This window comes from Neoalteromonas arenosi (assembly GCF_030362855.1).
In the GTDB taxonomy this organism is placed as follows: Bacteria; Pseudomonadota; Gammaproteobacteria; order Enterobacterales; family Alteromonadaceae; genus Alteromonas_E; species Alteromonas_E arenosi.
The window spans coordinates 1-14,397 of sequence record NZ_JAUCBP010000008.1 but is presented as its reverse complement, the minus strand read 5'-3'; the positions used below and the strand labels follow the sequence as shown (position 1 = coordinate 14,397).

Below are 14,397 nucleotides of genomic sequence, written 5' to 3'. Positions count from 1 at the left end.
TTCCAATTAATAACCAGCTGCTTGACCATCTTTGCGCGACTCGGACGCACCATAATATACGCCTGTTTTAGCATCGTACATGATCGCTTGATAACCGCCAAAGGCACCGACAACATCACGCAGTGTATGACCTTTTTCCATCAATTCACGGCGAACAACCGGACTAAAACCCGATTCAAGGCTGATATAACCACCGTCTTCCATCACTTCGCCAGTAGGCTCACTTGAACCACTGTGTAAAATACGCGGCGCATCACCCGCCTCTTGTAAATTCATGCCGAAATCGATCATATTGACAATAATTTGCGCGTGCATTTGTGGTTGTGTACCGCCCCCCATTACACCAAAGCTCATAAAAGGCTTACCTTTGCGCGTTACAAACGCTGGAATAATGGTATGAAACGGTCGCTTATTCGGCGCATATTCATTGGCATGCCCTTCTTCCATGGTAAACATCTCACCACGGTTTTGCAGCACGAAGCCCAAGTCTGGTGGAGTCATACCTGAGCCCATGCCGCGGTAATTACTTTGAATGAGTGACACCATATTGCCAGCGCTATCGGCGACCGTTAGGTAAATAGTATCACCGTCATAACGACCCGCATCGTAGCGCTTAGCCGCCTTGTTCGGATTTATTAATTGATTGCGTTGCTCTGCATATTCTTTAGAAATAAGCCAATCAACCGGAATTTGCGAGAAGTTGGGGTCAGCGTAGAACTTCGCGCGATCTTCAAAGGCTAGTTTTTTCGCTTCTACAAACGTATGAATGTAGTCGGCAGAGCCATAGCCCATACCCGTGATGTCATATTGCTCTAGGACATTTAATATCTGCAGTGCAGCAATGCCTTGACCATTGGGCGGCAGCTCCCAAACGTCATACCCGCGATAGTTACTCGATACTGGCGCTACCCAGTTGGAGGTATGTGAAGCTAAATCTTCATAGCTTAAAAATCCGCCTTGTTCTTTCATATACGCGGCTATACTTCGAGCAATATCGCCTTTATAAAACGCATCTCGACCACCCGTCGAAATTTTTTCATAGGTTGCAGCAAGGTGTGGGTTCGTAAAAATCTCACCTTTCTTAGGTACATCACCATTTGGCATGAAAGTCTCAGCAAAACCTGGGTAATGACCAATACGCTGTTTGTTTAATTCAAAGTAATACGCAATGAGTTCAGTTACCGGAAAGCCTTCTTTAGCATAAGTAATCGCTGGAGCCAAAATTGCAGTCATTGGGGCTGAGCCAAAACGCTCATGCAGCATAAACCAGCCGTCAACAGCGCCTGGCACTGAAACGGGCAAAGGGCCAAATTTAGGAATCTGCTCTAGGCCTTGCTCGACGAAGTACTCTTTGGTTAGGCCTCCAGGAGACCGGCCAGAGGCATTTAGCCCATAAAGCTGCTGTGTTTCTGCATCCCAAACAATGGCAAATAAGTCACCACCGATGCCGCAGCCCGTTGGCTCCACTAAACCCAACACTGCATTTGCCGCGATAGCTGCATCTATGGCGTTGCCCCCTTCGCGCATAACTTGCAGTGCCACCTGGGTAGCAAGCGGTTGGCTGGTTGCCGCCATAGCATTAGTGGCGATCACTTCAGAGCGGGTCGCAAAAGGCTCGCCAGTTATTCTATCGTAAGCACTCACTGCACCACTAACGGCCATTAATAAAGCACTCAATAACACGGCTGGCTTGCGCATCACTCATTCTCCTGTAATTGCCTAAGCTATTAATATACTGAGTAATACCACTATTTGCTACTGATACAAAAAAGCCCCGCAGAGCGGGGCTAAAGTATGGTAAGCAGGCCTTATTATTATATTTAGCGCGTTAGCCTGTCAGGAATGTCTCTAGTCGGTCTTAGCTGCGACCACTAGTGAATTCTGGGTAGGCTTCTAAGCCACACTCGCTAAGATCAACACCTTCGAACTCTTCTTCTTCAGAAACTCGAACGCCGATCACTGCTTTAATTGCCATCCACACAATAAAGCTAGTTACGAATACCCAAGTAAAGATTGTTAGTGCACCAACGATTTGACCAATGAAATCTGCACCATCGTTTGTAACAGGTACTAATAGAAGACCTAGTAAACCAACAACACCGTGCACTGAGATTGCACCTACTGGATCGTCAATCTTGAGCTTATCAAGGGCTACGATACTACCAACAACCAATAGACCACCCAGTGCACCAAATAATGTCGCTTGCAGAGCAGTTGGCGTTGAAGGCTCTGCTGTAATTGCAACAAGACCTGCCAGTGCGCCGTTAAGTGCCATTGTTAGGTCAGCTTTACCGAATAATAGGCGAGCTAAGATAAGCGCAGCAACCAGACCACCGGCAGCAGCCATGTTAGTGTTCATAAATACAACAGCTACGCTATTGGCACTTTCAACTGATGCAGTCGCAAGGACTGAACCACCGTTAAAGCCGAACCAACCCATCCATAGGATAAAAGTACCTAACGTTGCTAGTGGTAAGTTTGCACCTGGGATCGCTTTAACGCTGCCGTCAGCACCATATTTACCCTTACGAGCACCTAGTACTAAAACGCCCGCAAGAGCCGCAGCAGCACCAGACATATGCACGATACCTGAACCTGCAAAGTCACTCCAATTGAATGCAGTAATGTCTGCACAAGCGCCTTCTTCGATACCGCCTAATGAGTACAAACCGAATACACCGCACTCGCCCATACTACCAGCAACACCGTTACCCCATGTCCACGCACCTTCCATTGGGTAGATAAAACCGGTCATAACAACGGCAAATAATAGGAAAGCCCAAAGTTTCATACGCTCTGCAACCGCGCCCGATACTATTGACATAGCAGTCGCTACGAAAACGACCTGGAAGAAGAAGTCAGCAGAAGGAGCATAAGTCGCTGGATCAGCTTCGCCTGTAGCACCGTCACCTACGATACCAGAAAGGAAAGTATCGCCACCGTACATGATTGCATAACCACACACCATGTACATGATACAAGCGATTGAATACAACGCGACGTTCTTAGTTAAAATTTCAGTGGTGTTTTTAGTTCGAACTAAGCCTGCTTCAAGCATAGCAAAACCCGCGGCCATCCACATAACCAGTGCACCGCAAATCAGGAAGTAAAAGGTATCTAACGCATACCCAAGTTCAAATGTGATTTCCATTATAATGTTCTCCGCAAATCTAAATTCTGGCGTTACAACGCTTCGTTATCAGCTTCACCGGTACGGATCCGCACAGCTTGATTTAAGTCGTAAACAAATACTTTGCCGTCACCGATTTTGCCGGTTTTGGCTGCGCCTACGATGGCTTCTACTAAGCGTTCGACTTGGTCGTCCAACACAGCGATTTCGAGTTTTACTTTAGGTAGGAAATCGACTTGATATTCAGCACCACGATAAAGTTCGGTATGACCTTTTTGACGGCCAAAGCCTTTAACTTCTGTGACGGTTAATCCATCGATACCAATTTCCGAGATTGCCTCTCGTACATCATCAAGCTTAAACGGCTTTATGATGGCGGTTACTAGTTTCATAGGTTGCTCCCACGGCAGTTTTGTGTGTTTTTTGTAATTAGGTGACTTTCACTCACAAATCCTATGCCAAATTTTATTGGTATTAATTTCAGTCACTTACAATATCGAGTGGTAGGGATAATGGGGATTGGCGCACCATTTTTGATCGCAGACCCCAAATTGCACCACTATGGTGCATTTGATTTAAATGTAAACAGCTGGATTAAACTTGAACTTTTAAATATGCGGAAGCTCAGAGGCTTCATGATTGCTATCTCTGCACCTGACAAAGCGCCATACAGACCACCATCGAACCGAGGCATTCTCGTATTCGTTGTGGTCTCGCTCGTCATTCACACACTGGTTGTAGTGATAGTAAGTCGCGGTGGAGTTACAACCCCCGCAGTAGCGCCAAACAAAGCCGCGCCAATAAAAGCGCGCATTATTTATCCGCCCTTGCCTGTTCAGGTGGAAGAAACTACGCCAGACCTGACCGATAACCAACCAATAGAAAAAATAGAGGTTGCCCTCGAGAGCGAACTTGAACAAACAGTTGAGACGCCACTAGAACCGCTGCCAGATGCAACTCAACAAGACACGCCCCCCTTTTCTTCAACTGAAGAATTATCAACAGAGCCGGCAAATCAAGTTGAATCAGAGAGTCAAGGCTCATTTGGCTCAAGCAGTATGTCTCTGACCGAGCGCTATTTTAATCGCCTCCATCAACAGCACATACAATCACAAGGTGAAATCGCAAGCCAGGAATATAGACGCAGCATCACTTCACCTGATTTAGACTTACCCACCATGGCAGAAATTGCCGAGGAGCCAGGACCCAAAACCCAAACGGTTGCCTGTGACGATACAGCAGCTAATGTACTGAGGATAATTAGTCAACTTGCCGGTGGCACACTGCGCTGCCGCGACAAACCCGACATTGATGAGTTTATCCAAAAACGTTTAGATAAAGAGCAATAGTAGAATTCACCACACCGTTGTAAAAAAGGCTAATTAGTGGTTAAAAATATTATTTAAATGTTCTCTCCTGATATTTTTTTATTTTAAATATCCATATATATCAATAGCTTATTATTTTTTTCAAGTTTGGCACAACTATCGCAATAGTGTTAGCGACTTAATAGTCAACTGCCAAGCAGCAAACAAAGTGCAGTTTTATAAACCATTAAACACAAGGAACAGACTAATGAAATCTTCGTCACTAATTAAAACTGCCGCAACTGTAACATTGCTGTCCGGCCTAGCTCTTTCAGCTCAAGCGGCACCTGAACAAAACCCCGTAGCACATTATTTAGACGCGGTGGTTGACACTCATATGGCTGAAACCCGATTGGAACTCACCAATCAAACGTTTGAAGTAGTTAGCAATACCGCTTACCAGTATTCATTGGACAGTGAAACGTCTACACAGCTTGTTGCAAAAGTGCAAATTAAGATGCTTTCTGCTGAAGAAGCGCTTACTCCGAAGAATAACGGCGCTGAATAAGAAGGTTTAACTTATGATCAATGAATGGACTTTACTGATTGTTCTTCTGGTGCCAATTGTAGCTTTTTTGGTTGGTGGAATTTGCATAACCGCATGGACACAAACTCAAAAATTGGTATCAGAAGTATCTAATATTGTGCCACAAAAAACGGCTCGGCAACGTGCCAATGTTTTTCAAAACGCGAGTCATTAATCGCACCGCGACTCGCGTTAAATGTTTTCCTTCCCGCCTATCTCAGTTACTCTACGCGTCTAAATAACCAGTATCCAAGATCACACGTTGTATAAACCCAATACGTTGCTATTGTGCCCGACGGTTTGAGTGACAAAAATGAATCAAGAATTACAACACCAGTGGCTTTGCCCATTGTGTCAACTGCCGCTCCACCTCAATGACAAAATCTGGCAATGCGAAAACCAGCATATGTACGATCGTGCGAAAGAGGGCTATGTCAATTTACTTCTCGCTCAACACCGCAAGAGTAAAAACCCGGGTGACTCTAAAGCGATGGTTAACGCGCGTCGTTTATTTCTAGACAGCGGAGCCTATGCGCCACTGGCAGCTAAACTTGCAGAGACTCTGCTTAACCAAAGTCAGTACCTAAATGCGAACGAAAATTTTAAATTATTTGACGCCGGTTGTGGCGAGGGCTACTACCTGCGCACCATTGCTCAGCATTTCTTAAGTCAAAAACGTCCACTTATTGCCAGCGGCATCGACATTGCCAAACCTGCCATTCAAAAAGCTGCGAAGAGAAGTAGCGAGCATCATTTCGCCGTGGGCAGTAGCTTCGCGTTACCGTTAAATGACAATCAACAAGATGCGGTACTACAAGTGTTTGCACCCAGTAGCGCAAGCGAAATCCGGCGAATACTTAAACCGAGCGGATTATGGATAATCGTTGACCCAGCAGCTGAGCATTTGGCTGAGATCAAAGCGATGATCTATGACGAAGTGGTTGAGCATCAGGCCAATACATACGATACCACGGGTTTTGAATACCTTGGTGAACATCAAGTCACATTTGGAATTACTATGGATAACGCTGAAATTAGGGAAAGCTTGTTAATGATGACGCCCTACTATTGGCACGTATCCGAGGATAAAAAGGCCAATATACTCGCCAAACTTGACCATGCGACGGCTGATTTTAAGATTCAAGTGTGGCAGAAAGGGTAATAATTCTCCTGCAGTTTACTGATACATGTTGGGCTTGAGTGAGAGTAAATCGTCAAGAACGCCAGAGTAGGAATATTATTCACTTTTTTTCGCTACAAGTGTAACAATTCCAAAACCCTGCCACTAATTAGATGAATATCACTTTTAAAGGGTAAAGGAAGACATTGGGTAGCGATTATTACAACAGCATGATATTGCCCTATGCCGGTATTATCATCAAAGTTTGCCGAGCATATACCAATAGTCAGGAAGACTTTGAAGACTATTATCAGGAAGTGTGCTTGCAAATATGGCGCAGCCATAGCCGATTCAAAAAGCAATGCGCTTGGACTACCTGGATATATAAAATCGCGCTCAATGTCTGCCTTACTTATTTAAAGAAAAAGCAGCACGCGCCGCTGGAATTCGCGTCCGATTCACTCCCAGAAGAAACGATCCAAGATAGTAAGGTACTGTCCGATGATTCGTTGAAGTCATTGTATCGAGCAATTCATCATCTATCAGAAATCGACCGTGCCATCATTCTTCTGTATCTCGAAGAACAGTCAAATCAGGCGATTGCGGAAATTATGGGGATCACAGCTAATAACGTAGGCGTGAGGATTGTGCGCATAAAGCAGCGACTTTCGAAACTAATGAACACAGGAGACAACAACAATGGCTAAATCAATTGAGGCATTGTGGAAAGAGGGCTTTGTCGATGACATGGCACTTATTGCGCCTAAGGTAAACGATTTGTATAACCAAAAGTCAAAAAACCTAGTCGATAAATTCGAGCGTATGTTTGCAGTAAATCAAACCGGTGTGCTGATTGGCGCAGTGGTTATATTGGCAATTTTCAGTGCCATGGGGGCTCCCATTTTAGGGGGCATTGTTGGACTGATGCTCACTGGGTTAGTTTTGGTTGGTAAAAGACAATTGCGTGCGCTGAAACAAATCAACAAAGATGCGAGTAGTTTCGACTACCTAAAAGCTTTTGATGCTTGGCTGGAACGCTCTATCCAGGAATACGTGTATGTTTATCGTTGGCTCTACCCAGGCCTATTCCTGGTTTGTGCAATCAGGCTTAGTTATTCACATTTAGCCGCGCAATTTTTTGCTGAATTTTTACCTTTTGCTTCAATATTCAATGTGCCCATTATTGTTCTAATTGGTATTGCCATTGTTGCGATACTGCTAGCATTTGCTGCAGAACGTATCTATAGAGCGGATGTTAAACTCTACTACGGTAACGAAATGCAAAAATTAAAGACCTTAATTGCAGAAATGGAAACACTAAAAAGTTAGGCAAACTTAGTTATACGCACGTATAAGTAGCAAGCGAAATAGCTTACAGAGTAGGATTAAAAGTCACACAATCCTGCGCATAGCCAGCAATTCCGCTATAGTGGTTTTACACACTATGCGTTGATGAATTAAAGGCAAATATTTAAATGAAGAAAGTTAAAAATGAGGCTGCACTGCTAAAGAAAGCCATGGTTGTTGCAGAGCGTTATGCGGTAAAACGCGGATATAAACCTTTCTCCGATTCAGATTCAGCTAAGCATAAAGTCGAAAGCCTTTACCGATTATTGGTCCATGACAAGCTGTTAACACCACTGCCAGAAGACAAAGAAGATTTGGCCAGTCTCAAACATCGCTTGGTAATGTGGATCATGAAGCAATTGCCAGCGGATCATGAGTTGTTGAAGTGAGGCTTGAACGCTCAGTTAAGGCATAAGTTCGCCTAAATTTCCGTCTAATTTGTGTTTACACTGTTAGTCTTATCTATAGTGCGCTGTTCATCAATAAAACTCTGTTTTAATCAGTTTTAGCGCTAAGCTTATGAGCAATTACCTAGCGATAAGTGAGCGAAAAATATGACTATTACAAAGAAATATGACGTAGTGGTTTATGGTGCAACCGGTTTTACTGGTCAACTGGTCGTTGAATATCTAGCCAAACAATATCCCGCTAAAGATAATTTAAATTGGGCTTTGGCGGGCCGTAGTTTAAGCAAACTAGAAAGCGTTCGAGACGCTGTTGGCGCAGCTCCAGACACACCGTTAATCGTTGCTGACGCAGAAAAGTTAGAGACGTTGGCGGCAATGGTTGAATCTGCCAAAGTGGTGTTGACGACCGTCGGCCCCTATCAATTATACGGTAACGAACTCGTTGAAATGTGTGCCAATACCGGTACCGACTATGTTGACTTGTGTGGTGAACCCGCATGGATGCACCAAATGATTGGCAAGCATCAAAAAGCTGCCGAATCATCCGGCGCACGCATTGTATTTTCTTGCGGCTTTGACTCGATCCCCTTTGATCTTGGCGTGTATTTCTTGCAAGAGCAAGCCAAGCAAAAACTTGGGCATACTGTAAACAAGGTCAAAGGTCGCGTGCGCAGCATGAAAGGCACTTTCTCGGGCGGCACTGCCGCGAGTTTAAAAGCGACAATGGCAGCTGCGAAGCAGGACCCTGCGGTAATGGGAGTGTTGCTTAATCCTTTTTCACTAACCCCAGGATTCACTGGTGCCGAGCAACCTCGCGGGGATAAGCCAATTTTTGAAGCTGAATTCAACAGTTGGTCGGCGCCATTTATCATGGCCGCCATCAATACGCGTAATATTCATCGCACTAACATGTTACTCGGCCACGCATACGGCGAAGACTTCGTGTATGACGAAATGATCTTTACTGGGCCTGGTGACAAAGGCGAAGCTACTGCGAATGCCGTTGCCTCAGATAAGAGTTTGAGTAGCGACAAGGGGCCGAAACCTGGTGAAGGGCCAAGCAAAGAAGAGCGTGAAAACGGATTCTTTGATGTGATTTTTCATGCTCAAGAAGACGATAACACCGTCACAGTATCGGTAAAAGGTACTATGGATCCCGGTTATGGAAGTACATCGAAAATGATCGCTGAATCTGCTGTGTCTCTGGTTAAAGATGACTTACCCACCAAAGGTGGGATCTGGACGTCTGCATCGGCGTTCGGACAAAATCTAATCGAGCGACTAGAGCAAAATGCAGGGATGTCGTTTATCGTTGAATAGTATTCAGCCGTACAATTTATCGATATATACCCAAGTAAATGGATACTTGGGTATCCGCCTAACCAACAATGACACTCCGATACAATCAAACCTGACGCTTTGCTGTGCGCGTTGCAAAGGCCGACTCGCAGATTAAATTGATTATTTAAAATCGCTGATGCTATCCTCTTAGTGCTAATAAGGAGAGCTGCGATACATGATTATACGCCGTTATGCCCAACACATAAGGGATCAGAACTGGAGCGCTTTCATTCTCGATATATTCGTGGTTCTGATTGGCGTTTACTTAGCGGTTGTTATTGGTCAGTGGGACGCACAACGAACAGATAGAGAGAGTGCCAATCAATCATTGACGTTTCTGCATCAAGACCTAAAAGATGATATGGAGCAACTGTCAGTTATCTTGACTAAAAGAGCTGCTATGTCATCCACTTTGGAGCAAATGATAGAGGCCCTCCTAGAGTCACCAGTAAATGTTGAAAACGTGGCACGAATCAATCAAAAGCTGGATATTCTTGAAACCCCAACGTTTTTCCCCAATAAATCAGTTTACAAACTGATGCTGGAAAATGGTCAACTTGTGAATCTTCAAGATAAAGATCTAGTCCGTGATATTACAAAACTATTTGATTATTCAAATAATAGAAATGATGTTTACTCCTATCTCAGTGATGCCTATCACGATGCGATTCTTCGAGATACAAGACATCAATATTTCGATAGAAGTAATGAGACTCTCCTCATTAAATCAGAATTAGAGCTTGGGAAATTAAGAAGTGGATTAGCGGCTCAAAAAGCTTATGGCCAAGGATATTCTGACTTCTTAAGGAATACCCTTTTACCTGCATACATGGCACTAGATAAAAAAATTGAGAGCTACCTACTAACGCACACTGCCAACTGATATCAAAACGCATGTAGCTGCATTATTTACTGATTGACACTACTGATGCTGACTGTCTAGATTGTACGTATTGCAGACATTCGAAAACCCACCCATCAGGCAAAAATTTAAAGCGATGAATTAGTCAACCCAAATCCCATCGTCAATGTCAGCTTTTCGACCAATAGCAGACTAATTTGACCATCCGTAATTACTAAGACTTCACAGTAACACGCAACAAAAAGTAGGAATAATTGGCTTGTAGCCCGCGTAGCGTATGGTTTTTGGTACAAATTAGGGGGTGTAATTACTGAGAATTCTCAGTAATACGCAATAAATTTACGCTAAAATCGCGCTGTAGGCCTCATTATTGCTGAAAATGGGGTAAGATTTGGGTGTGTAGTTAATGAGAAGTCTTAGTAACACGCAAATTTCAGCGCCTTAAAACGATAACTCATTGATTTACATATGATAGCTTGCAATCAGAGCCCGTTATTACTGAGGGTTCTCAGTAACACGCATAGAAAACAGTGTTTTTTAACGAGTGAATTATTGTAAGCTGCTGATATTAAATACGAATATGGAGATTTGTTGCATGAATCCTACCCGGTGTTACTGTGAAGTCTTCATAATAAGATGTTATATGCCTAGTGAAAATTGGTGATAAACTTTATTTCTAAAGTTGGTAGTAGCTTCGAATGGGTATATCGAGGATGGTTCTATATTGGGTCATCCTCATACCGTGATATGGTAAGATTGGAGCGCTCAAAAAGGAGTAAAAGGTTTGCGAAAGCTGGACATTCCCATGTCAATACTCTTTATGCTTTTGGAGCTTTTCTTGATTTTTCAAATAACAAGGTAGTTTATGAATATTAATATAAACATGGTTATGTTACTTCCCTTATTCTTTGCAGTGATCCCAGCGATACTGGCTATATACTTAGCTCACAAACAGAAACGTTCTAAACTTATTGCTGGTTTAGCCACTTTTGTCTTGGGCTTTTTCACTTGGGTTGGCGGTTGGATCCTGCTCGGAATAATGAACTTTATGGAGCCTAAGAAAGAGGTCAGCGAGTAGGCATATAACAAGCCCATTAACGCGCTGCGCTGGGACACTTACCTGCAGGCTCCCTTCGCTTCGCTCCGTATTTTAGCCTACAGGTAATTGCCCCTTATGGGGGTGTTAGGTGCCAAGTCAAATATGAAGGATGTTTTAGAATCCATTTCGGCAATTGCTCTATTCGGCCTAGTCTCTTTAGGAATAAGTTATTGGATCGCAAGTGATGAGTTGAATGCAGCTATCTTGGATGACTTAAAAACTTATCAGGTAAGCCATTTTGTGTACTCAGACGCACAAAAGCGATCAAGAGGAAGTGGCCCAGAGATATACGTTTATGAAGCTTTAAATGCTAAGGTTCTAATAAAGTCATTAGTTGAGCTTGAGCCAAATTTAACTATTAGCTGCTATCAATACACTAATGTTTGTTTTAACTCAGATTTAGGTGGCCCGCTTCGATACAAGAGTAAGAGTACAATGAGTGGTCTCTACATAGGCCCTGTTATGCTATTACTTGCATTCATCATGTGGGTTTACCGTAATAAGTTAGCTGTTTTAAAAGAGGCTCGGGGAAATGGCACCTAACAAACCGATCAAGCTCGCTCACACCGCTCGCTGGGACAATTCCTCGCACGCGGATCTGATATTCTCGCGCGCAAGCAATTGCCCCTTATCGGGGAGTTAGTACCCAAGGGGAACAGGGAAGTTGAAAGTAAAACCATCCAAAAAATTGTATTTGAAAATGCTGAGAAGTCTTTTGATTATTAGCACTTTATTTGGTGTGACTGCTTATGTTTGGTCTACTTCAGTTTATGAATGCATTTCAATCCTTAAATGGGAGTTTTGTGGGTCAGTCGGACAAGCTGAGATTATTTATCCACTCTTTGCCTTTGATGTAATCTTATCGATTTATCTGTTAACTCCGTTTTTCACGTATTTTAGTTATCGCACGATAATTAAAAATAGGAATAGGGTGGAATAGTGTTCTTAGGTCGTTTTTGGGTATTGGGTACTAACAAACCGATCAAGCTCACTCGCTACGCTCGCTGGGACAATTCCTCGCACGCGGATCTGATATTCTCGCGCGCAAGCAATTGCCCCTTATCGGGGTGTTAGGTGCCTAATTTGAAAGCTGTGGAAGTTTCAAAAGTTTGGTTCATAGCTTTCACCAGCATAATCATTTGTTGCACTTTAATTTATCTATACGTTGTAAATTCACTGCATTCCCCTACTGAACATTTGGAAAAAGGTAGAGGGGCAATAAAACTAGGTAATTTTGAAATCGCGTTTGAAGCTTGTAAAGTTGGAGTTCAGGAAATTGGAGACCAATATCAAACTCTAGATGTAATTGATGATTCCGGTCTCAAGGAGTCTGCCGCATTATTTGCACTGCGTGATGGGGAGATAATGGTTGCAGCAAATACTATGTGTAACGTTCTAGAGTCTAGGATTCAAATGTTGGAGAGGCAATGGCGGTAGCACCTAACAAACCGATCAAGCTCGCTCACTCCGCTCGCTGGGATAATTCCTCGCATGCGGCTCCGATATTCTCGCATGCAAGCAATTGCCCCTTATCGGGGTGTTATATGCCATGAAACATTCGAAGGTGGTTTTAGTTTCCAAGAATAAATACAGTTCGGAGACGGATGATTTAATTTTGAGTTTACTGGAACAAGGTTATGAACTCTTTTGCGTGGTCGGTGAAGACTGCGAAAAAATAGAGGATGTAATTGACGAATTAGCTATTGGTGATGGCTCAAGCCCAAAACGGGTTACTACGACAAGTCATCCAAATGAGTCACTGGATGAGGTTGTACAGTTTGCGACTATGATGAACTTAAATGAAAAATCAGGGGTAGAGGTAGTTGGCATATAACAAACCGATCAAGCTCACTCTCTGCGCTCGCTGGGACAATTCCTCGCATGCGGCTTCGCGATTTTCGCATGCAAGCAATTGCCCCTTATCGGGGTGTTAGGTACCACTAGTTATGGCTGATGGTTTTTACTTTGACAAAATTGGAGCTTACTTTGATTGTCTTGTTTTTGAATTCGGATATAAAACTAAGCGGTCAAATCAAAGGTGGCACGACTCAATTGAGTACACTAAAAAACACCTGAAAATTGAAGTCAGTGTTACTGGCCAAGAGAGATTTTTTAATATACTGATAATTAGAGCCGGAAACAAACCACATCGCTCCACAAAGTGTGTAAGAAAGCTAAAATTAAAGTTGGTCCTTTAAACGGACTTTGTAAGAGTCAATCGGACTTTGATACTTTTGCTAAGAACTCACTTGAGGCATTGAAAGAGTTAATGCCAGAGCTTGAAAAGTTTGGTCCAAGCGATAAACGCAAAGCTAAATCGCTTTTGGAGAAACAGCTAAAAAATTCAGTAGGGACATATGGAAGTTATCGTGGCACCTAACAAACCGATCAAGCTCACTCACTCCGTTCGCTGGGACAATTACTCGCATGCGGATCTGATATTCTCGCATGCAAGCAATTGCCCCTTATCGGGGTGTTATACGACAAAAGGAATAGTCAAAAGTGTTAGCTTTTACCGGCACCGCTGAATACACCGAAGACGATTCGACTGTGTTCGAAAATGGAAAGCGTTATGCGTTTCTGATGTTTTCTGCGGATGAAGTACTAAGTGATGTTATCGAAGACGTAGCTATATTTATGGGTGATCTAGGTTGGAATCAGATCGACATCCGCAAAACCAAATTAGTTTCTAATGAAGCGGATATGAAAGATGGTGTAGTTAAAGACGCTTTTCTCTATGCTAAAGACAACCGTTTCGCATTAGTCAGGTATCCAGAAGCTGTAGAAGAGGAGGTTGATTTATAGATGTCGTATAACAAACCGATCAAGCTCACTCACTACGCTCGCTGGGACAATTACTCGCATGCGGATCCGATATTCTCGCATGCAAGCAATTGCCCCTTATCGGGGTGTTAGGCATATATGAGGAAGTTGCAATTTTTTCGTTTTTTCGTGTTTGTAGGCATAGGGTTTCATTTGTTTACAGGAAGTACTGTTTTTTCAATTCATAACGGGTTTATGACTCTTCAAATGAATCCACTTTCTTTATTCCTTTATCCTCTTTTCGTATTTGTAACATGGTTTTCGTTGAGTGTTGAACCTGATTTCACTAACAAAGTAGTGTAAATACCCCATATCTAACACAGTTACTTCGTAGAATATCTAGGCGGCATTTCTATACTCAATCGGTGTCATGTC

The 14,397-nt window shown here is 43.2% G+C and carries 18 protein-coding genes; 15 read left to right on the top strand and 3 right to left on the bottom strand.

All coding sequences use genetic code 11. The annotated features are described in order from the left end of the window. Positions 1-6 precede the first annotated feature (6 nt). From ggt to glnK, 3 genes are all read right to left on the bottom strand, one after another. Positions 7-1,698 carry a gamma-glutamyltransferase gene (gene ggt, locus QTP81_RS11575; RefSeq protein ID WP_434532981.1) on the bottom strand — a complete coding sequence of 564 codons (1,692 nt, stop codon included), beginning with the start codon at positions 1,696-1,698 and terminating at the stop codon, positions 7-9. Positions 1,699-1,858: 160 nt separating this feature from the next. Then, on the bottom strand, positions 1,859-3,151 hold the full coding sequence (locus QTP81_RS11570; protein ID WP_289365668.1) for an ammonium transporter family protein: 1,293 nt from the start codon (positions 3,149-3,151) through the stop codon (positions 1,859-1,861). Positions 3,152-3,183: 32 nt separating this feature from the next. After that, complete coding sequence (glnK, locus tag QTP81_RS11565) at positions 3,184-3,522, bottom strand: P-II family nitrogen regulator (RefSeq protein WP_289365667.1); 339 nt, start codon at positions 3,520-3,522, stop codon at positions 3,184-3,186. A 63-nt stretch (positions 3,523-3,585) separates the two neighbouring features. Here glnK and QTP81_RS11560 point away from each other — a divergent pair, with 63 nt between their 5' ends. The 15 genes from QTP81_RS11560 to QTP81_RS11490 all read left to right on the top strand — a co-directional run bounded on the left by QTP81_RS11560 (position 3,586) and on the right by QTP81_RS11490 (position 14,004). Then, positions 3,586-4,479, top strand: a complete 894-nt coding sequence (locus QTP81_RS11560; protein WP_289365666.1) for a hypothetical protein — start codon at positions 3,586-3,588, stop codon at positions 4,477-4,479. Between the two features lie 226 nt (positions 4,480-4,705). After that, complete coding sequence (locus QTP81_RS11555) at positions 4,706-5,005, top strand: hypothetical protein (protein ID WP_289365665.1); 300 nt, start codon at positions 4,706-4,708, stop codon at positions 5,003-5,005. Between the two features lie 13 nt (positions 5,006-5,018). Next, the gene (locus QTP81_RS11550) at positions 5,019-5,198 is read left to right on the top strand and encodes a hypothetical protein (RefSeq protein WP_289365664.1); all 180 of its coding nucleotides are present in this window, start codon (positions 5,019-5,021) and stop codon (positions 5,196-5,198) included. A gap of 138 nt (positions 5,199-5,336) precedes the next feature. Continuing rightward, complete coding sequence (locus QTP81_RS11545; RefSeq protein ID WP_289365663.1) at positions 5,337-6,185, top strand: putative RNA methyltransferase; 849 nt, start codon at positions 5,337-5,339, stop codon at positions 6,183-6,185. Positions 6,186-6,349: 164 nt separating this feature from the next. After that, on the top strand, positions 6,350-6,850 hold the full coding sequence (locus tag QTP81_RS11540; protein ID WP_289365662.1) for an RNA polymerase sigma factor: 501 nt from the start codon (positions 6,350-6,352) through the stop codon (positions 6,848-6,850). Continuing rightward, positions 6,843-7,472, top strand: a complete 630-nt coding sequence (locus tag QTP81_RS11535; protein WP_289365661.1) for a hypothetical protein — start codon at positions 6,843-6,845, stop codon at positions 7,470-7,472. The genes QTP81_RS11540 and QTP81_RS11535 overlap by 8 nt, the downstream gene beginning before the upstream one ends. A gap of 146 nt (positions 7,473-7,618) precedes the next feature. After that, positions 7,619-7,879 (top strand): DUF5062 family protein, encoded by a 261-nt coding sequence (locus QTP81_RS11530; protein WP_289365660.1) that lies wholly within the window; start codon positions 7,619-7,621, stop codon positions 7,877-7,879. A gap of 165 nt (positions 7,880-8,044) precedes the next feature. Then, on the top strand, positions 8,045-9,217 hold the full coding sequence (locus QTP81_RS11525; protein WP_289365659.1) for a saccharopine dehydrogenase family protein: 1,173 nt from the start codon (positions 8,045-8,047) through the stop codon (positions 9,215-9,217). A 196-nt stretch (positions 9,218-9,413) separates the two neighbouring features. Continuing rightward, positions 9,414-10,121 carry a DUF6090 family protein gene (locus QTP81_RS11520; RefSeq protein WP_289365658.1) on the top strand — a complete coding sequence of 236 codons (708 nt, stop codon included), beginning with the start codon at positions 9,414-9,416 and terminating at the stop codon, positions 10,119-10,121. Between the two features lie 844 nt (positions 10,122-10,965). Next, a complete protein-coding gene (locus QTP81_RS11515; RefSeq protein WP_289365657.1) occupies positions 10,966-11,178 on the top strand; it encodes a hypothetical protein in 213 nt (70 codons plus the stop codon). A gap of 123 nt (positions 11,179-11,301) precedes the next feature. Beyond that, entirely contained in the window at positions 11,302-11,742 is a 441-nt protein-coding gene (locus QTP81_RS11510) for a hypothetical protein (RefSeq protein ID WP_289365656.1), read from the top strand. 540 nt (positions 11,743-12,282) lie between these two features. Continuing rightward, positions 12,283-12,636 (top strand): hypothetical protein, encoded by a 354-nt coding sequence (locus tag QTP81_RS11505; RefSeq protein WP_289365655.1) that lies wholly within the window; start codon positions 12,283-12,285, stop codon positions 12,634-12,636. Between the two features lie 112 nt (positions 12,637-12,748). Beyond that, complete coding sequence (locus QTP81_RS11500) at positions 12,749-13,033, top strand: DUF7684 family protein (RefSeq protein ID WP_289365654.1); 285 nt, start codon at positions 12,749-12,751, stop codon at positions 13,031-13,033. Between the two features lie 327 nt (positions 13,034-13,360). Then, entirely contained in the window at positions 13,361-13,579 is a 219-nt protein-coding gene (locus QTP81_RS11495; RefSeq protein WP_289365653.1) for a hypothetical protein, read from the top strand. A gap of 122 nt (positions 13,580-13,701) precedes the next feature. Continuing rightward, the gene (locus QTP81_RS11490) at positions 13,702-14,004 is read left to right on the top strand and encodes a hypothetical protein (protein WP_289365651.1); all 303 of its coding nucleotides are present in this window, start codon (positions 13,702-13,704) and stop codon (positions 14,002-14,004) included. Positions 14,005-14,397 lie beyond the last annotated feature (393 nt).

Excerpts from the sequence above, each read along its gene's own strand:
- ggt (WP_434532981.1), bottom strand. The coding sequence starts at position 1,698 with ATGCGCAAGCCAGCCGTGTTATTGAGTGCTTTATTAATGGCCGTTAGT.
- QTP81_RS11570 (WP_289365668.1), bottom strand. The coding sequence starts at position 3,151 with ATGGAAATCACATTTGAACTTGGGTATGCGTTAGATACCTTTTACTTC.
- glnK (WP_289365667.1), bottom strand. The coding sequence starts at position 3,522 with ATGAAACTAGTAACCGCCATCATAAAGCCGTTTAAGCTTGATGATGTA.
- QTP81_RS11560 (WP_289365666.1), top strand. The coding sequence starts at position 3,586 with ATGCCAAATTTTATTGGTATTAATTTCAGTCACTTACAATATCGAGTG.
- QTP81_RS11555 (WP_289365665.1), top strand. The coding sequence starts at position 4,706 with ATGAAATCTTCGTCACTAATTAAAACTGCCGCAACTGTAACATTGCTG.
- QTP81_RS11550 (WP_289365664.1), top strand. The coding sequence starts at position 5,019 with ATGATCAATGAATGGACTTTACTGATTGTTCTTCTGGTGCCAATTGTA.
- QTP81_RS11545 (WP_289365663.1), top strand. The coding sequence starts at position 5,337 with ATGAATCAAGAATTACAACACCAGTGGCTTTGCCCATTGTGTCAACTG.
- QTP81_RS11535 (WP_289365661.1), top strand. The coding sequence starts at position 6,843 with ATGGCTAAATCAATTGAGGCATTGTGGAAAGAGGGCTTTGTCGATGAC.
- QTP81_RS11530 (WP_289365660.1), top strand. The coding sequence starts at position 7,619 with ATGAAGAAAGTTAAAAATGAGGCTGCACTGCTAAAGAAAGCCATGGTT.
- QTP81_RS11525 (WP_289365659.1), top strand. The coding sequence starts at position 8,045 with ATGACTATTACAAAGAAATATGACGTAGTGGTTTATGGTGCAACCGGT.
- QTP81_RS11520 (WP_289365658.1), top strand. The coding sequence starts at position 9,414 with ATGATTATACGCCGTTATGCCCAACACATAAGGGATCAGAACTGGAGC.
- QTP81_RS11515 (WP_289365657.1), top strand. The coding sequence starts at position 10,966 with ATGAATATTAATATAAACATGGTTATGTTACTTCCCTTATTCTTTGCA.
- QTP81_RS11510 (WP_289365656.1), top strand. The coding sequence starts at position 11,302 with ATGAAGGATGTTTTAGAATCCATTTCGGCAATTGCTCTATTCGGCCTA.
- QTP81_RS11500 (WP_289365654.1), top strand. The coding sequence starts at position 12,749 with ATGAAACATTCGAAGGTGGTTTTAGTTTCCAAGAATAAATACAGTTCG.